Annotated in this window: 16 protein-coding genes; 12 read left to right on the plus strand and 4 right to left on the minus strand. The window is 50.2% G+C overall.

Annotated features, from left to right (window positions below; genetic code table 11):
- The first annotated feature begins 99 nt into the window (after nucleotides 1-99).
- From B9D94_RS12460 to B9D94_RS12485, 6 genes are all read left to right on the plus strand, one after another.
- Complete coding sequence (locus B9D94_RS12460) at nucleotides 100-1,596, plus strand: Lsa family ABC-F type ribosomal protection protein (RefSeq protein WP_148247146.1); 1,497 nt, start codon at nucleotides 100-102, stop codon at nucleotides 1,594-1,596.
- Between the two features lie 106 nt (nucleotides 1,597-1,702).
- Nucleotides 1,703-1,939, plus strand: coding sequence for a DUF896 domain-containing protein (locus B9D94_RS12465; protein WP_036637391.1), 237 nt, complete (start codon nucleotides 1,703-1,705; stop codon nucleotides 1,937-1,939).
- Between the two features lie 158 nt (nucleotides 1,940-2,097).
- Complete coding sequence (locus tag B9D94_RS12470) at nucleotides 2,098-2,700, plus strand: RNA polymerase sigma factor (protein WP_006210527.1); 603 nt, start codon at nucleotides 2,098-2,100, stop codon at nucleotides 2,698-2,700.
- Entirely contained in the window at nucleotides 2,627-3,943 is a 1,317-nt protein-coding gene (locus tag B9D94_RS12475) for a DUF4179 domain-containing protein (RefSeq protein WP_040680674.1), read from the plus strand. The genes B9D94_RS12470 and B9D94_RS12475 overlap by 74 nt, the downstream gene beginning before the upstream one ends.
- Nucleotides 3,944-4,448: 505 nt before the next feature.
- Entirely contained in the window at nucleotides 4,449-5,852 is a 1,404-nt protein-coding gene (locus B9D94_RS12480) for an outer membrane protein assembly factor BamB family protein (RefSeq protein WP_148247147.1), read from the plus strand.
- A gap of 410 nt (nucleotides 5,853-6,262) precedes the next feature.
- Nucleotides 6,263-6,790, plus strand: a complete 528-nt coding sequence (locus tag B9D94_RS12485) for a stage II sporulation protein M (RefSeq protein WP_148247148.1) — start codon at nucleotides 6,263-6,265, stop codon at nucleotides 6,788-6,790.
- Between the two features lie 195 nt (nucleotides 6,791-6,985).
- On the opposite strand, the gene B9D94_RS12490 is transcribed toward B9D94_RS12485, so the two are convergent.
- The 4 genes from B9D94_RS12490 to B9D94_RS12505 form a co-directional block, all read right to left on the minus strand.
- Nucleotides 6,986-9,361 carry an ABC transporter permease gene (locus B9D94_RS12490; protein WP_036637398.1) on the minus strand — a complete coding sequence of 792 codons (2,376 nt, stop codon included), beginning with the start codon at nucleotides 9,359-9,361 and terminating at the stop codon, nucleotides 6,986-6,988.
- Nucleotides 9,362-9,367: 6 nt separating this feature from the next.
- Entirely contained in the window at nucleotides 9,368-10,132 is a 765-nt protein-coding gene (locus tag B9D94_RS12495) for an ABC transporter ATP-binding protein (RefSeq protein WP_006210522.1), read from the minus strand.
- A gap of 90 nt (nucleotides 10,133-10,222) precedes the next feature.
- Nucleotides 10,223-11,671 carry a HAMP domain-containing sensor histidine kinase gene (locus B9D94_RS12500; protein ID WP_006210521.1) on the minus strand — a complete coding sequence of 483 codons (1,449 nt, stop codon included), beginning with the start codon at nucleotides 11,669-11,671 and terminating at the stop codon, nucleotides 10,223-10,225.
- A 6-nt stretch (nucleotides 11,672-11,677) separates the two neighbouring features.
- Nucleotides 11,678-12,385: a response regulator transcription factor gene (locus B9D94_RS12505; protein ID WP_006210520.1), complete on the minus strand. Its 708-nt coding sequence runs from the start codon at nucleotides 12,383-12,385 to the stop codon at nucleotides 11,678-11,680.
- 213 nt (nucleotides 12,386-12,598) lie between these two features.
- Between B9D94_RS12505 and B9D94_RS12510 the strand changes: the two genes are divergently transcribed.
- The 6 genes from B9D94_RS12510 (at nucleotide 12,599) to B9D94_RS12535 (ending at nucleotide 18,675) form a co-directional block, all read left to right on the plus strand.
- Nucleotides 12,599-14,710, plus strand: a complete 2,112-nt coding sequence (locus B9D94_RS12510) for a BglG family transcription antiterminator (RefSeq protein ID WP_253806146.1) — start codon at nucleotides 12,599-12,601, stop codon at nucleotides 14,708-14,710.
- 47 nt (nucleotides 14,711-14,757) lie between these two features.
- Nucleotides 14,758-15,201: a PTS sugar transporter subunit IIA gene (locus tag B9D94_RS12515; protein WP_006210519.1), complete on the plus strand. Its 444-nt coding sequence runs from the start codon at nucleotides 14,758-14,760 to the stop codon at nucleotides 15,199-15,201.
- Nucleotides 15,198-15,461, plus strand: coding sequence for a PTS sugar transporter subunit IIB (locus B9D94_RS12520; protein WP_006210518.1), 264 nt, complete (start codon nucleotides 15,198-15,200; stop codon nucleotides 15,459-15,461). Before B9D94_RS12515 ends, B9D94_RS12520 begins: the two co-directional genes overlap by 4 nt.
- A 23-nt stretch (nucleotides 15,462-15,484) precedes the next feature.
- A complete protein-coding gene (locus B9D94_RS12525; RefSeq protein WP_006210517.1) occupies nucleotides 15,485-16,780 on the plus strand; it encodes a PTS ascorbate transporter subunit IIC in 1,296 nt (431 codons plus the stop codon).
- Between the two features lie 159 nt (nucleotides 16,781-16,939).
- Nucleotides 16,940-17,932, plus strand: a complete 993-nt coding sequence (locus B9D94_RS12530; RefSeq protein WP_036637405.1) for a phosphotriesterase family protein — start codon at nucleotides 16,940-16,942, stop codon at nucleotides 17,930-17,932.
- A 14-nt stretch (nucleotides 17,933-17,946) separates the two neighbouring features.
- Nucleotides 17,947-18,675: a creatininase family protein gene (locus B9D94_RS12535; protein WP_148247149.1), complete on the plus strand. Its 729-nt coding sequence runs from the start codon at nucleotides 17,947-17,949 to the stop codon at nucleotides 18,673-18,675.
- Nucleotides 18,676-18,755: the final 80 nt, after the last annotated feature.

Genomic DNA, 18,755 nt, shown 5'->3' on the forward strand with positions numbered 1-18,755 from the left:
GGTTGGACCGGTGCTTCTCGGCGTTTTCCATGACTTCCGTGTAACGGGCGGGATCGAAGGTAGATATTCTCGCCAACACTCAGTTGGAGGTCGATTTTGATGTCACAGATTCAAGTTTCGAACTTGACGTTTGCCTACGAAGGCACTTACGATAACATTTTTGAGAACGTTCATTTCCAGATTGATACCGATTGGAAGTTAGGATTTACCGGCAGAAACGGCAGAGGCAAGACCACGTTCCTCCGTCTCCTGTTAGGAGAGCTCGAGTATAGCGGGACGATCTCCGCAAGCGTTGAATTCGAGTATTTTCCGTTCGAGGTCGAGCATAAAGAATATCTTACGATCGACGTAATTGAAGAGGTGCATCCGGAATATTTGCACTGGAAGCTCGTTCGAGAGCTAAACTGGTTGAAGATCTCGGAGGATGTCCTGTATCGTCCGTTCGAGACGTTATCTAACGGTGAGCAGACCAAGGTGCTTCTCGCAACACTATTTATTAAGGAGAACCGTTTCTTGCTGATTGACGAGCCAACGAACCACCTCGACTTGCATGCGAGACAACTGGTTGCCGATTACCTTGGCCGAAAAAGCGGATATATCCTGGTCTCTCATGACCGGGCCTTTCTGGATCGCTGTGTGGATCATATCTTATCCATCAACAAAACAAATATTGAAATCCAGAAAGGGAACTTCTCGACATGGTGGGAGAACAAGCAGCGACAGGATCAATTCGAGCTGGCGCAGAACGAGAAGTTGAAGCGGGATGTTCAGCGATTGTCGGAATCCGCCAGGCGGACCAGTGGCTGGTCGCATGAAGTGGAGAGCACCAAGAACGGCACGAGAAATTCTGGCTCCAAAGTAGACAAAGGCTACATCGGCCACAAGGCAGCCAAAATGATGAAACGTTCGAAAGCCATCGAACAACGGCAGCAGTCCGCCATTGAGGAGAAGAGCAAACTTCTCAAGAATATCGAGAGTGCGGAGAGCTTGCAAATTGCCCCGCTTCATTATCACAAGGAGCGTCTCGCTGAGCTGGATCATGTGTCGATCTACTACGATGGGCACCAAGTAAGCGAGGATGTGTCGTTCGAGATCGAGCGAGGGGAGCGGGTTGCGCTGTCCGGAGCGAACGGTTCCGGCAAGTCCAGTTTCATGAAGCTGATCTGTGGCGAGGATATTTCATACAGCGGAGGGTTCCAGAAGGACACCCAGCTGCAAATATCCTATGTATCCCAAGACACATCCCATCTTCAAGGCGATTTGTCCGATTACGCAAAAAGCCACGGCATTGATGAGAGCCTGTTTAAATCCATCTTGCGCAAGCTTGATTTCTCCAGACTGCAATTCGAGAAGGACATGGCCACATACAGCGGCGGTCAGAAGAAGAAGGTATTAATCGCCAGAAGCCTTAGCGAAAGAGCACACTTGTATGTTTGGGATGAGCCGCTTAATTTCGTAGATGTGATCTCAAGGATGCAGATTGAAGAGCTGCTGCTCGAATACAAGCCGACACTTCTGTTCGTAGAACATGACAGCGAATTCGTTCATAACGTTGCGACCAAGGTCGTAGAACTATCCCACTGTGCAACGCCATAAATAGGCAGCGTGATCTCTATCAGGAAGAATGCGTCTATTGCACGTATGGTTTTTTTACAGTAAACTGACAGGTACAACCTGATAGACGGAAGGATGAATGATAACGATGACCATTCCTTCATTGCATAGAATTAATGAGCTTAGCCGCAAGCAAAAAAACGAAGGTCTGACCCCGGCAGAACAAGACGAGCAGCAGCAGCTTCGTCAGGAATATTTACAAGCGATCCGAGGACAAGTGTTATCCACCATGTCTACGCTGAAAGTGGTAGACCCGAACGGTGATGACGTAACCCCGGTGAAACTGAAAATAACGCAGCAGCAGAACCCGTCCAGGCTGCATTAAGCTCTGAAATCGGCATTGTGTAATGGATTTAAAAGACCTCCGCAACCTCTTAGGGAAAGGATATCCGCTTCCCATCGAGATTGGTTGTGGAGGTTTTTTTGTGCGAAATGAACTTTTGTTATGACTGCGATCTCTTATCTATGAAGAGGGGGGACCATATGAACGTAAGCCGTCTTGTCAGACAAGCCCAAAGAGGCAACAAAGAAGCTTTATTACAGCTCATCCTGGCCGAACAGGACGCTTATTATCGCCTGGCATATAGCTACATGGGGAATGAGTATGATGCGATGGATGCCATGGAGGACATGATTGTTACACTTTACGAGAAGCTGGAACAACTGAAAAAGGGGGAAGCCTTCTACAGTTGGAGCAAGACCATCCTGGTCAATCGCTGCAAAACATTACTCCGCAAAAAAGAACGATTTCTTCCACTCGGAGATGAGCAGGAATCCGTGCTTACTGCATTAATTGAGGATAATCCATATCGTTTGACGGAGTCTGAACTGAATATGCAGGAGCTGCTGTCTCATCTGAATCCACGGCAGCGGGAAGCGATTGAACTTCGGTACGTGCACGATCTTCCGTATCAGGCCATTGCGGACATAACCGGTACGCCGATAGGTACGATTAAATCCAGAATTTCGCAAGGAATACTTAAGCTGAAAGCTATGATCGGAGGTGATCGTTATGAGGACGATCGAGGAGAGATTAGAGGAGCACAAGCAGGACATGAGTACGATGCAGGCACCGCCGGAACTTGAAGGCAGACTTCGACATGCACTAGAGGAGACACCTGCCCGCAAGAAAAAAATGAATCGAGCAGCAACGTGGGTGTTATCGTCAGCCGCGGCACTCCTGCTGCTTGTTGGAACCTATCAATATCCTGCATTTGCTTATTACGGAAGCATGCTGCTTAACAAAATCGAGCTTAGCTCGCTCAGCTTCGCGGAAGTGGCGGAGCAGGGGTACGGGCAAACGGTGAACAAAAGCAAAACGCTAAATGACGGCACGGTTATTACCATTGATGGTGTGATTGCGGATGATAATGGTCTGCTTATGTATTACACCATCGATCGTACCGATGGATCTGTGTTTACGGATAACGGTTCGTTTCGCTACGGCGTGAACCATATTCATGGTTTCTTGACGGATTCAGACCCGAAGGAAGGTAATGGAAATCATAGCCAAGATGAGACTCAGTTTGAAGGCGTATATAAATTCGAGCCGGTTAGTCCATTCTCCCGAACATTAACCGTGACCTTCAGTGAATGGCTGGAGAATGGAAAGCGAGCTACCTATCCGATCTCCTTCAAATTTGAAGCGAACAAAGCGATGAAGAGCATCGTTAAAGAAGACATAGCCCAAGCTATTCCCGTCGATCAAGGATCTGTTCACTATGATGCCATTATCGCCTCACCGACATCAACCATCGTCAAGGGGCATTACGAAATGAAGTATGAGGGAGCCCCGAGATTTCCAGCCAGGACGAGTCTCTACGTGAATGGGGTGGAGGTGAAGTCGTGGGGAATGCGGGCGGATCATTCCGGACCCAAGGGCAGCCCGGCATTTGAACTTGAATTTGACGTGCTTCCGACAGACAGGGTTAAAACCATAGAACTGGTTCTGAACAATTTCAGCGGCTATCAGAAGGTAGAAAAGCCTATTTCCCTGGCGTCACCATCGGATCAATCGATCCGCATCGGCGATGAGAAGTTATGGATTCGAAGTGTTACCCCAACCGCTTCGGGTTATGATATCGTGATCGCGAGAAAACAATTCACCCTCTTGGAGAAGGAACATGTATCCGTGCAGGCGGGGGGCAAGACCGTTCCTGTTTCATCTATTTCCCAATCACGTCCTTGGGATCTGAAGAACGGCAATATCCTGCGGGAACAAACCTATTCGTTCAAGACAACCGAGAAGCCGGAGCTTCTGCTGTTGAACGAATTTCACTATATTAAAACCTATGATAAAAGCGTATATATACCGGTGAATTCTCCATAATCAACTGCTTCGATTTCATTACAGTGCCCTACAAGTAGAACGAACACTGCTTGGGGGCATTTTTCCTGTTCAAATGGGAACGCATGGGATAAATTGCTAACTCAACAACATACTAACTCGCAAGAGGTGGTAAAAATTGCAGCAATCGTAGGAGCAGAATCTTCAACATATTGAACAGCAAGTCCGGGATTTGCTTCGTATTCTCGGACATCTGAAGTTCGCGCTCACGCCGACGCATATCTCATCCGAGCTTCCGGGAGAAATGGTGGGCAATCTGTAGAACGGTAAAGTCATCATCCTGATTGACCAGTTCTTATTTGCTTTTTCTTTTCCAGCGATCATAACCGATTTGTGGTCAACAACGCTGGATGTCAACTATCCTTATCTGTTTCAGGTTTTTTTACGGAGTATACGGGCGTCAAAAAAACGTGTATGAAACATTTTCCTGCCATTACACGTTATATTGTCGAAGGACAAGAAACTATTACTGAATGGAGGACAGCCCATGTTGATCAACAAGAAGAAACCATGGTGCCAACATCCAAGGAATCGACGAAGCAAGCGTCTTGTATCGGGTATTGTTGCTAGCATACTTACTTTACAAGGAATCATGGCGTTAGTGCCGTCGCAAGTTTATGCGGAAACCGCCGATTTATCGCTCCGAAACTGGCATGCATCCTCACATATCTCTGTACCGACTATAAAGCCATCTTGGACGATGCAGGTAGACAATTATCTGGACATGTACGATACCTATGAAGGTCACCATGCAATCGCTGAGGAAGGGAAAGTATTTACGTTCGCCGACCAACAATTGATTGCTATCGATGCGAGGACGGGGAAACGGTTATGGAGTTATGGCAAGGATCTACAGCCTTATGTGACGTATGGCAATGGCGTCGTATATGGGCTGTCTGCTGATCATATGCCGTTTGCTCTTCATGCCAAGACAGGAAAGCTGCAATGGAAGTCCGGCACATCCACATTCATCGATACACGTCTGCGTACGGAGGTAATGATTCCGACATCCGACATGCTTTATGCCATCAATGGAAGCGTGACATTTGCATTTGATCGTGCGACAGGCAAACTGCGGTGGGAGGCCAACGAGCCGTTAGCAGATGGACATGGAACAGCTTATCTGGAAGAAGCGGATGGTGTCATTCTCCGTACGTTCATGGTTCAAGGAGCGCTCTCATCCGTTCAGTTGAATGCGTATGACAAGAAGACGGGCAAGAAGCTGTGGGGACATTTCGGTCAGGGAGAAGCGCTGACAATCAAAAACGGCCTCGTATATTCGATTGATTACTATTCTCCTCAGTTACTCGATTATCAGTCCGTGCCGGATCGCAAAGTAATCGTGAACGCGTATAATCTCAAGAGCGGGATTCAGAAGGGAAGCCGCGAATTCACCTGGAAGCTGGAGCATGAACCGCCGTACGAGTACGGCCGGGGTGGCGTATTTCTAAGCGGTGGCAAGCTATATATCGAACAAGGCAATCAGGTGGCAGAGTATCCTTTTGACGATTACAAGACGGGTGAAGCGCCACTGAGAGCCTTGAGTAGTCCTTACGGTGAAGAGTGGATATTACTTGGCGTGGTTCAGGACAGATTGATGTACAGGGACTATAAGACAGGGGAAATGAAGGGCGTTAAGCTGGCAAATGGTCAGCCGGTAGTGTTGAGTGGTGACGCTCCGATTTCACAGATTGACTTATACGATAAAGGAATGTACCGAGCGCAGCGCAATGGCACGCTGCTTGGCATTAACATACTGACGGCCAAGCCGGTCTTTAGAGTAACAACAGGTGCAGATCTGCACGAGTCAACCTTGAAGACGGGGGATATGGTGATCATCCAGGCGGAAGGCAAACTCCTCGGAATAAAGATACCGGCTTCATTGCGTTAGGCGAATCAGAATAGAGTTTGAAATCGTTCTTCTAATTGACTATGGAGCCGCATAACTTGCGGCTCTATTTGTTGTATGTAATGAGTTTTAGTAACCATCACGTATGTAATCCTTACTTAAGCTATGGACGATGAAATAGATGAGAACACAGCGGCTATTACACTGCTTCTGACTAAGTATCGATCGTATCGATGGATCTATATTTACGCCTGAGCTTGAACCAGTCCGGGGTCTTCTGATTACACTGATCAACCTGGGTTTGATTGATGACGCTGTTGCCTTGTAGTCATGGAGAAGAAGTGCATCTGCCCAAGCGGCAGATGCATTTCTTCTATACTCTATGAAGGTCAGCGTCTGCCCGCTTTATATAGTTTGGGAGGAAAAGAGGTGCGGAGGATGCTAAAAAAAGTATGGAGACAAGAAAAAAACGTTTAATTCAATCAGGCATACTCTTTTCTCTCGGTATGTTTCTGGGTATTCTGCTAGGCAACTATGTGAACATAACCCCCAAGCAATATTACCGTCCGGGACAGGGGGCAGTATGGTATAACCTAGCCCTTAATAACATGGGTGCAGCTCTCCTCATTGCAGGCACTGGTTTTCTGTTTTCCATTCCAACCATCATTATGCTGCTGTTTAACGGGCTTATGATCGGCTTTATTATCGCACTGTCTGCGGCAGTTCATTCCTTTCCGACCCTTCTGGCGGGATTGCTTCCGCACGGCATTTTGGAAATTCCAGCCCTGCTGTTAGCTGGGGCCATCGGCCTTAGACCACTGGGGCTTTTCGCACGGGCGGTCAAGCAACGAGAGAAAATTCCCTGGGGGAAGGAAGCCAGACAGAGCGCTGCTTTGTTTGCTGTGGTCATGGTGATGCTGATCGCTGCAAGTCTGATTGAAGCCCATATAACTCCGGTTATCATGGATTGGACACGATGATATTCTCTCGTGCCTAAAGAGTCTCGGTACCATTTGAGAGTGGAGCCTGACTTAGACGATATCATAGGAAGAGACGGCCTCCCGAAAATTCAGGGGCCGTCTCTTGTTTTTTAACAGCCTTATGCACGGCTGTCCACTTGTGTGGTTATGACCCGCATGTTCTGGTCTTCTGGAATCTGCTGCTCAAGACGGAACTCATGAATCGGTGACCAGGACGCGTAAGGAGGTACGGCATAGGGTTCGCGATGCCAGCCAGCAGCCGCTGACGGCGATGACCAGGGCGATCAATGTCAGGCCAATGGCAAGCGGCCACTCCATGATCAGCGGCAGTTTGACAATGCCGTATGCAGACAGCAAACCACGCAGCACGGCTGGCAGTACGTAAATGCCGCACACCATGCCAACCATTGCACCAAGCGCACCCAGTACGGCAATGCCGCTTGTCAAGGCGCGACGGATGTCTGATACCGTCAGGCCAAGCGAAGCATAAATCCCGTATGTTTTTGTTTCCTTGCGAATATGCAGTCGGCAAGTGCTATAAACAATCAGGCACGTAACTGCAAGGAACAGAAGAGCCAGCATACTCATCGGAATGAGCAGCACGGCCGCAGCTTCCTTAAATACGGAATCAAGCAGCACCTCCTGCTTCATAGCCTGAATGACAGGGCCGTAACGTTGGTTTAGCTGTTGGACAAATTCATCGCTATCCGCCGGGTTCCATAGATGAACAAACCCCGCATCCGGATTTAATGGACCGACAAGTTCCGATGTGACCCGGGCTATATTCGACAAGTTGGAAATGGACTGAAACGTGCCGGTGATCAGCAGCTGATGCTCTTTTCCTTCAATGTAGATCGTGAGTGTATCGCCAATACCTTTGTGCAATTTGCGGGCAATATTGATTCCAATCGATATTTCATTAGACAGAACTGGATTTCGGCCAGAAAGCGAGGCTAATCCCATCTCGTCCATGCTGCCCTCCACAACGGTCAGAGGGAGGCTGAACGTCGCCTGATGATGGCTACCGGGCTCCGCGATGACGCCGTTGGCCGAACCGGACCAATTCAGGCTGAAAACCCGGGGATCGTTCTCGATATAAGACTGCATGTCGGTCCGGTCCAATCCCTCACCGTTGATCACCATAATGGCGATATCCGCGTCGTCATATCCCCATTGGGCCGAGGTTTCGCTGATACGATAGACACTGGTTACCAGGAGTGTGCCAAAAACGAGCACAGCCGCGGTAATGCTCATTAACAGAAAGATCAGCGCAGCTCCTTTTTTGTTGCCGGTCACATGCTTCCAGCCGATCACTGCGGGCACAGACCACCGGTCCAGCAGCCGGGTACGGGTTCCGTGACGATGGGCATGGGAATGCGAAGACTCTGACATGCCGTATCGGATCGCCTGTATCGGTTCGATACGGCGTGTTTTGCCTGCGTAGAGGACAACGCATAACAGGATGATGAACAGCATGCCGACGCCGGTCCAGATCGTGATTCCCACCGACTGCACGGAAACAGGTGTTGTATCGGATTTGAGGAAGGAGAGAGAATTCTGGATGATGACATTCGAGAGCAGACGGCTGCCGATCAGGGCAGGAATCAAGGCGATCCCCGTGATGAAACCGTATTGGAGCATATAAGTGCCGATAATGCGTTCAGAGGACATACCGACCGATTTGAGAATCCCGATGGTACGGTAGTTGGCAAGGATCGTGTCCGTGATCGTAAACCCGATGGTAAGCAGGGCTACAACAATCATGACCAGTCCAAGGCAACTCATAACGAAGCCAATCACTTTGTTCATGATAAAGTAAAAGGCGGACAACTCGGCAAACGAGATGCGTTCCTCCAAAAACGGCGTTCCGAGCGCCTGCTCAAAGCGCTGCCAGTATGCTTCGCTTTGTTCGGGATGTGCAAAGCGAAGCGACAACATATATTGCTCCGGGGTAGACAGGCCTCCCATGGTTGACTGATAGTCGGCTTCGTTCATCCAAATGCGGGCCGAGGTGGAGAATGGGCCGCCATGAGACAAGTCAATGACAATGGCACTAATCGTGAACTGTACCGGGGCTGCCCCGGAGGTGAACACCAATTCATCCCCGACCTCCATTCCGTATTTGTACGCGAGGGAGGTGGGTATCCATACTGTACCTTCTTCCGGTTTGGTCAGATGGGCTGGACCTGCAGCAGGGAGGGGGTTATTGACTCCATGAGGCATGGGCGGTGTATTGATCATATACAGATAAAGATTGGGCAATTCTTCCCCGTTATAAGAGAGGCCAGTCCAAGGCTTGTAAGGAACCAAGCTGGAGGCGCTCACACCGTCCTGGGCTGACCACCATTCGGCCACCATGCGTTCATCATGCAGCCCGCGGGTCATATTTATGATCTCATGAGCACCCTGAGCAGCCGAATGTCGCTCCTCAAATACACTTTCCGTATTCTGCAAAACAATGAAAGCGGTGCTGACTAACAGCGCAGACAGTGCAATCAGCAGTGCAATCAGCGCGTTTTGCATTTTTCTCTTGCGAATATTTCCCCAGCACAGCGTCAATATGGCCTGCATCTTGGGCTACCTCCTCCCGGTGACATAAGCAAAAATCATCGCTTCCCGCTCGGAGGCTTGCTCTGGTGCATAAGGCCCCATATCCAGCGTTCCGCCAATCTTGCCATCGCGAATGTAGATGAGGCGGTTGCCGCGGCATGCTGCCTTCATATCGTGAGTAACCATGACAATCGATTGACCGTCGGCATTCATGCCGCTCAGGATGTCGAGTACAGTAACGCCTTGTTCGTAGTTGAGACTGCCGGTGGGCTCATCGGCAAAAACGATATCCGGGTTGTTGATGAGCGCCCTGGCGATGGCAGCTCGTTGCTGCTGACCACCGGATACCTGGGACGGCAGTCGGCTGCCTTCTTTTTCAAGGTAGAGGCTTGTCATCAGTTCGTGCGCTCTTTGTTTCACAGCTTCTTTGTCCCGGTTTGCAATATAACCAGGCAGAGCAATGTTATCGAACAGGGTTAAATCCGGTACAAGATTGCTGTTCTGATAGATGAAGCCGATCTGATTGGCACGAAAGCGTGCAAGTTCCTTGGCAGAAAATTGATTAAGCTGCTGTCCCTGAAGCTGGACTTCTCCGGCTGTGACCGCGTCGAGCCCGCTAAGCAAATAAAGCAAGGTCGATTTCCCGGACCCGGAATCTCCCATAATGACGGTAAAGTCTCTTTCGTAAATTGACAGATCGACATTGCGAACGGCATGGTACTGCTCCTTGCCGGTGGTATAGGTTTTGCATAAGTTGGAAGCTTGCAGCATGATGGTTTTGCTTGTAGGCATGATAGAGTCTCCTTTCTTCACTAGCTTCCAAAGTATAGCGGACAATTCTTGCACATTTGTTATCAAATTATAAATAAAGTATGACAGGGGTCAGCTTAACGGCAGCGTTAAGCAGAAAGTTGTTCCCTGCTGTTGTTTGCTGTGAAATTCGATCGTGCCGCCATGCGCTTCCATGATATATTTACAAATCGACAATCCGAGTCCGACCCCGTGCCGCTGGGCCAGTTTCGTGCGGTCCGGGACACTTCCCTGGTAGTAACGCTCGAAGATAAAGGGCATATCCTGCGGAGAAATCCCGCTGCCCGTATCAGAGACGATGATCCGCAAGCAGGACCATTCGGTTTGTTCCTCCACAGCGAGCGTGATCGTATCCCCGGGCTCGGTATGCTTCAGGGCATTTGTGACGAGGTTGGCGATGACCTGCTCGATACGCACGGCATCAATAAAGACAAGGACGTTTGGAATAGTGGAGGGCTCTTCGCAGTTCACACCCATTGTACGAATGTAGTGGGCCATTGTCCGGAATATGGGCTCAAGCGCTGACGAGCTATACTGCTCCAGTGGATGTACCGCAATCTGTTCCAGATCGCGCAGGGCATGCAGCAGCAAATCGTCGACAAGCACGGCCATTTTGCTGGTATTTGCATGTACAACCTCAAGATAAGCCATCACGCTGGGCAGATCGGGGCAGATACCTTCACGAATCGCATCCACATAGGCTTTGATGGTCGCCAGCGGAGTTTTTAAGTCATGGGACAGATTGGAAATCAATTCTTTGTGCGACTGGTTATGTGCAGCTTGCAGCATATGTAAATTACGAATTTCCTCTCGCATGAGGTCAAAGACGGCATAGAGCTCTCCGACCTCGTTATCGCTCGTCCATTCGGCGCGCTGCTCGTAATCGCCTTTCAAGATAGCTTCCGCGTAAGGCTTAAGCTCGGCGATGGGTTGAACCAGATCGCGCTGCACCCGGCGTCCGATGGAGAAGAATAAATAAAGCAGCGTCAAAAAGGCCAGCGTAAGCAGCGTCCATGGCACAAGGATAACCGGGCTCGAGGCGGGTAACGCTGCGGCCATTACATGCGCAGGAACAGTAAACTGGGCGTAGCCGATTAAGGCGCTGGATTCGGCGTCCAGCAGCGGAAACGCAAGATGATAATCGGGCGGTTCGCTGTCAGAAATACGCAGCGTATAGTCCAGTTCAAAACGCGGATAAATATGCTGCAAGGATGGCAAGGATGAATGATCGCTATCATAGACCATCGTGCCGTCCGGAAGCACAACCTTGAGGCTGATGGTTGTCTCCTTGCTCCAGTCGTTCAATTTCTGCCGAAGCGGTGCATCGGACAGCAGCAGTTCGGTATGCTCCTTCTCCATGGTGTGCACAATCGGATTAGTCAGCACACGAATATGGTTGACAATGGATGACGGAGTCGGTTGGTTCGAAGGCCAAACGAGCCAACCGACGGACAGCAGCATAATAAGAAGAGATAGCCAAGCAACCAAACGCACTTTTCTATACCACAATTTCCAATTCATGGGAGGTTACTCCGTTTCTTCGGGATCGAATTTATAACCGACACCCCAAACCGTGGTGATATAGGAATGTTTGATTTCGCTTCGCTCCAGTTTCTCGCGGAGCCGCCGAATGTAAACCGTAATCGTGTTATCCTCGACAAAAGCGGAATACCCCCACACCTGATCCAGCAGCTGGGATTTGGTAAACACTTGGTTAGGATGGGAGGCGAGGAAGTAAAGCAGGTCGAATTCCTTCGCGGACAAAGATATCTCGAGATGTCCGGCCATGACCTTGCGGGCTGTTTTATCAATCGATAACGAGTCGAATCGTAATAATTGCTGTGTCGTTGCCTTAAATTTCGGATCTGCCAGTCTGCGCAAATGTGCCTGAACTCGTGCGACCAGTTCACTGAGCGAGAAGGGCTTGGTCATATAATCGTCCGCGCCAAAACCCAGAGCCAGCACTTTGTCCGTATCGCTGCTTCGAGCACTTAAGATAAGAATAGGCGCAGCGGTCAGCGTACGCAGCTTGCGGCAGACTTCAATCCCGTCGGCATCGGGCAGCGTTAGATCAAGAATGATGAAATCCGGCTGACGGTTCCGGACTTCCCGCAATCCGTCACTGGCATTCTCTGCGATAAACGCGCTGAATCCCTGAACACGCAGATAGTCGTTCACAATACGAGAGATATCCTGTTCATCTTCAATGATGAGTATGGTTTTAGGAGAATTCAATAATTGTCGCCCCTGTTCCGTATGCTTTAAATTTTCTGTTCATTATAGCATGGGACTGAAAGATACATAGAGCAAAACGAGGAGAATCTGGGCAGAGTACAGTTTTGCACAAAAGGGACTCCATGAATTGAACTGTCACTTCTTCATTGCCCATGGGTATAATCAAGTTGCAAAAGGTACCACACTAAACGGCAAAGGAGTTGATGCCGTATTTTGGACGAACGCAGTACACGGATTCTGACCCTGCTTCATGAGGCAGCCGATTATGTATCACTGGAAGAACTGATGCAGAAGCTCGGTATCTCCAGACGAACCGTTTATTATGATATGGAAAAAGTAAACGACTGGTTGAAAGCGGTTCATCTTCCACCGGTTCAATATGTCAGGACAGCAGGCTACTATTTGCCTGATGAGAGTCGGGCGGGTCTGCCGAAGCTGGCGGGGAAGCCTCATGCACAGCAGTACTATTTGTCTCCACGAGAACGACTGGCCTGGATCTCGCTTTATCTGTTATCGGCGGTGGGGCCGCTTTTTGTACAGCATTTGACACATCTACTGCAGGTTAGTCGGGGAACTGTGCTCAAGGATTTGAATAGCGTCCGTCAGGAGATAGAGGGCGCCAGACTCAAGGTAACCTATGATCGCAAGCGAGGTTATGGTGTGCAGGGGCAGGAGCGTGACAAGCGGAAGCTGCTGAACTATTACTTCGGGCAAATCTTCGGCAATGCTAGCTGGGAACAGGCGCTTGACCCGAACCAGGAATCCGAAAGCCACGAGCTTACCGCGGTCTTGTTTCCACGAATGGAATCGGGCGATCTGAAGCGGGTTTATCGCTTGATTTCGGATAGTGAAATAACGCTGGGCGTAGATTTGACAGATGAGATGTTGTTTAATTTGACGGCACGCTTCCTGCTATATATACGGCGGATACAGGCAGCACAATGGATCTCAATTGATGAGGATGAGCGAAGCGTACTGCATAGAACGCCTGAGTTTGAAGCTGCTGCACGTATTGCGGAGGGACTCGGTCCCCTGTTTGGCATCTCTTTTCCGGATGAAGAAGTTTGTTATTTTGCAATGCACCTGCTAGGAGCGAGAGTGAACCGGATGGAACAGGTGACCGGATCCGAAGAGGTACTCAAGCAGCTCCGCCAAGTTACCCAGCAGATGATTGATGATTTTCAACGATATGCCTGTGTATTTCTGCCGAACCGGGAAGCCATGGAGGAACATCTTCTGGTCCATTTGAAACCGGCTTATTACCGGATCCTGTACGGACTCGATCTTGAAAATCCGCTGCTCGAAAATATCCTTACCAAGTACAGGGAAGTGTTCGAGTTAACCCGGCGTTCCGCGGCGCCGTTCGAGCGATTGGTTGGTCGCAAACTTGATGATAACGAAATCGGATACCTCGCCATGCATTTCGGCGGCTGGCTGCGCAGAGAGAACACGAAACCGGCCGTGAGGCGGCAGGCCGCCATCGTCTGCGTCAACGGTATTTCCGCTTCACGGATGTTGAAATCGCAGCTGGAGAACTTATTCTCGGCTGTGGATATATCAGCGGTGCTCTCGCTGCGCGATTACGAGTCGTTTCATGAAGAGCGTGTCGATTTTATATTCTCGACGGTACCTCTTCCGGACAGCAAAGTGCCCGTTCTCTTGGTGAATCCGATTCTAAGCGACAAGGATAAGGAGCACCTGCTGAACCAGATCAACATGGTTGCCGGTCGTAAATCTAGAACCCAGGCCAATACGGTTCAGGCATTGCTGGACATTGTCCATAAATATGCCGCGGTAAAGGATGAGGCGGGACTTGTGGAGGAGCTTAACCACTACTTGTCCGTGGGGAAAACGTGGCTGAGCGAAGCGCGCAAGCCTTCTCTGTCGGATCTGCTTACCGAACGCATGATCCGAGTAAAGAGAGAAGCTGCCGACTGGCGGAGCGCTATACGTGAAGCCGCAGAACCTCTGCTTGAAGATGGGCATATCGATGGAGCTTACATCGATGCGATGATCTCCAAAGTGGAGGCGCTCGGTCCTTACATCGTTGTTGCACCTGGCATCGCGATTGCACACGGCAAGCCGCAGGATGGAGTCCGGCGGCTGGGAATCAGCTTGCTGCGGCTGGAGCAGCCCGTCGCCTTCTCAGAGGAACCTCGCCATCAGGTTCAAATTATTCTGGTGCTGGCGGCGATTGACGGTGAGTCTCACCTGAAAGCGCTGTCGGAGCTGACACTCCTGCTCAGCGAGAAGGAGAACTTGACCAGACTGAAAGAGGCCAAGACGAAGGAGCAAATACTGCAGCAATTGCAAAGCAGTCATTAGCGCCAATTTAGCGCCAATTAGAATACCGGATTTGGGAGAGATGAGAGATGAAATTTTTAGAACCGTCACTAATTGCCCTGGATGTAGAAGCCGAGACGGCCGAAGAAGCAATCCGCTTAGCGGGAGGACTTCTTACGAATGCGGGAACGACGGAAGAACGTTACGCCGACGCTATGGTAGCATCCTACCGTGACAAAGGCCCGTACTTTGTTCTTGCGCCCCATGTCGCTCTTCCGCATGCCCGTGCGGAGGACGGGGTGAAGGAAGCGTCGGTCTCGCTGCTTAGATTGAAGAACCCCGTTGTATTTGGCCATGCAGCCAATGATCCGGTACAGCTCGTATTCGCCCTCGGCGGCTCCACGAGTTCGGAACATATCGCCATGCTGCGCAAGCTCACTACGCTGTTAAGCAACCCGGACAATCTGGAACAATTCAAGCAAGCCGCTGATGTGGAGACAATCCAACAACTTATTAGGGGGAACGAAACATGAAAATTTTATGCGTATGCGGTTTAGGACAAGGAACGAGCCTGATTCTGAGAATGAATGTGGAGAATGTACTGAGCGGCATGGGAGTCAATGCCGATGTCGAGCATACGGACGTCTCAACGGCCTCCGGAACAGCAGCCGACTTTATTATTACAAGCAACGAGCTGGCACAAAGCCTTCAAGGGCATGAAGCCAAAGTTGTTATCGTCAATAACTATTTTGACAACAACGAAATCAAACAGAAGCTGGAAGAAGTACTGTAAACCATTAGAAAGGGAGAGGGCTTATGGACGTACTTTATTGGATTGCCACCAACATTTTTGGAACGCCGGCCATTCTGCTTGGATTTATCGTTCTGGTAGGTCTTCTGCTTCAGAAGAAATCAACGAGCCAACTCGTAAGCGGCACCTTTAAAGCGATCATCGGTTTCCTTATTATCGGTGCAGGATCTGATGTCATCGTGAAAGCCTTGAACGTATTTGAGCCGATGTGGAAAGAAGTTTTCGGTTTGGAAAGCGGGTCCCTCGGTACCTTCATGGGGCAGGAAGCTTTCAATTCCAAATTCGGCAGCGCCGTCACTCTCGCCATGCTGTTGGGCTTTCTGATCAACGTTGCGCTGGCACGATTCACCCGGTTTAAGTTTATTTACCTGACCGGACATATGATGTTCTGGACCTCGACCATTTTTGCAGGTGTCATCGTTCATGCTGCCAGCGGTATTTCGATCTGGAAGCTGGTTCTGATGATTGCGGTTGTCCTGGGTGTGTACTGGACATTTCAACCGGCGCTGGTTCAGCCGTTCCTGCGTAAAATTACGGGCAACGATAACATCGCGCTGGGTCACACCTCGGCCTCGGTTGCCCTGCTTGCTGCCTTGTTCGGCAAATGGTTCGGGAACAAGAACAATGACTCCGAGAAAATTAAAGTGCCGAAGGGCTTCGAGTTTCTTCGCGATTCCAATGTTATCACTGCGCTCAGTATGGGAATTTTGTTCTTGATCGGAGCGGTTATTTTATCGACAAAAGGCACGCCTGCAGCGGCCGAGCTGATTAAACAATCGGGTGACCAGAACTTCATAATCTACTCCATTATCCAATCGTTCACGTTTGCAGGGGGAATCGCCATTGTTCTGATGGGGGTGCGGATGTTTATCGGCGAGCTGGTTCCGGCCTTCAACGGAATTGCTACCAAACTGGTACCGGGCGCTAAACCTGCACTGGATGCACCTGTTGTATACGCTTATGCGCCGAATGCGGTCGTTCTCGGTTTCCTGGGAGCTTTTGCGGGTGCCATCATCTGGCTGCTTGTTCTTGGCAATACCGTTTCCTACATCTTCGTGCCGACGATGATTGTGTTGTTCTTTCACGGGGCAACGGCGGGCGTATTCGGGAACTCGACAGGCGGAGTCAGAGGGGCCGTCATGGGCGGCTTCATCACGGCAACTGTTGTGGCATGGGGACAATTCCTGATGGTGCGTTTCTTCATTGGCTCGACGGTGCCGGATACGGCCATGTGGGCGGCCGATTCCGATATGTTCATCATCGGACCGATTCTGAGTTTCCTGGCGAAGCTGTTCTTTTAACCATCCTGTTGCAAAAACGATGGAGTGTCTTAGCGGCTTGACTGTCTGAAGATTACAGATTCAAAGGAGCAGGAGGGATTGTAGCCTCGAGTTTAACTTCCGCTATATGCGGTCAATCCCTTCAGCTGCTTGCCTAACAATGAGTGGAGGAGATACGATATGGACTTTATTCGTACCTTACATGGAGATATCAGCAAGGAGGAGCTGGGCTTTACGTATTCCCACGAGCATATTGTGTGCCGCCCGGCCTACTGGCAGGAACGGGGAGAGGACGATTTGCTGCTGGACGACAAAGAGAAATCCAAGCGGGATGTACTTGACTTCAAACAACACGGCGGTCGATCAATCGTGGATGCTACAGCCGTCGATTACGGACGGGATGTTCAGGCAGTACAGGAAATCGCAATCGAAACCGGTGTTCATATTGTGGGAACGGCGGGTTTCAACAAGAGTTTCCTATGGGATGCCCAAATCAAGGAGGAGCTTAAGCCACTGACTGGCGATTATGCCAGCTACGCGCAGTGGATTGAAGCAAAAAGCATCAACGAACTGGCGGATTTCGTCATTCGGGAAGTGGAGGAAGGGCTTGAAGGCACGCCTTTCAAAGCGGGTCAGGTTAAATTCGGGACAGGCTATAACCGCATCACACCTCTGGAGGAGAAGACGCTGCGCGCTGTAGCACGCGCTCACCATGAGACGAAAGCACCGATCCACTCCCATACTGAGGTCGGGACGATGGCGCTGGAGCAAATAGATTTGCTCAAAAGCGAAGGCGTGGAGCTGTCCTATTTAAGCTTGGGACATATGGACCGCAATCCAGACCCCTACTACCATGAGCAGATCGCCTCAACGGGAGCTTACATGAGTTTTGACGGCATCGGCAAAATCAAGTATGCACCGGAAAGCTCCCGGATCTCGCTTATTCTGGAGCTTGTCCGCAAAGGCCACGAGGATCAGATTCTCATCAGTGGAGATACCGCCCGAAAAACCTATTACAAGCATTACGATCACGGTCTTGGACTGGAATACATTATCTCCAAATGGGTGCCGCGCTTTGTGGATGAGGCGAACCGCTGCGGTTTTGACGGCCGGAAGCTGGTGGAGAAATTTTTCGTAAGCAATCCGGCCAACTGCTTCTCATTTAAAAAATAAGGAGTGCGCCTACTATGAAATTCGAACTCGAAAATTCGGCTGAGGTGAAGGATAAAATCCGTAGGTTTGGCGCTGCCATCCTGCCGATCGGCGCCGTTGAAGCGCATGGTCCCCATCTGCCGCTGGGTACGGATAATCTCCTCGCGACCAGACTGGCGGACAAATTGGCAGAGCGGACGGACAGCTTTGTACTGCCGACCCTCCCATATGGTCAAGTGTGGAGCCTGCGTAATTTCCCGGGAAGCATCAATGTGTCAAACGAAGCGCTCATTCGGCTGCTTGCCGATATCGGGGAGAGTTTATATCAGCAGGGATTCCGGATCTTCATCATGGTCAACGGCCATCTGGGTAATGCCGCTGCGCTGAAGGAAGCCGCAAGAATTTTATACGAACGGGTCCCCGCATTGAAGGTATTCTATTTCTTTTATCCAGGCACGAAGGAAATAACAGCGGAAGTACGGGAAGCCTCGGCTGCTCACGGCACCTATATGCATGCCGATGAAATTGAGACATCCTACATGCTCTATCTCGCGGGCGAGTATGTAGACATGAGCAAGGCCATCGACGGTGCTCCGCACATCCCATTCGATGCGGATTTCACGCCTACACCGTGGGAGGAGATGACGGCCTCCGCCGTACTCGGTGATGCAACCCTGGCAACAAGGGAAAAGGGTGAGCGGATTATCCAGCGGAGCCTGGATGTCATGGCTGAAATGGTTCTCCGGGCGAAAAAGGCGTTATGAACCAACCGGTCCGGTCCGATACGATCCGATTACGAGACTGCAATAAGCACAAATGAATACACGAACAACGAGGTGAAAGC

This window comes from Paenibacillus sp. Cedars, from assembly GCF_003184205.1.
Classification (GTDB): domain Bacteria; phylum Bacillota; class Bacilli; order Paenibacillales; family Paenibacillaceae; genus Paenibacillus_AQ; species Paenibacillus_AQ glucanolyticus.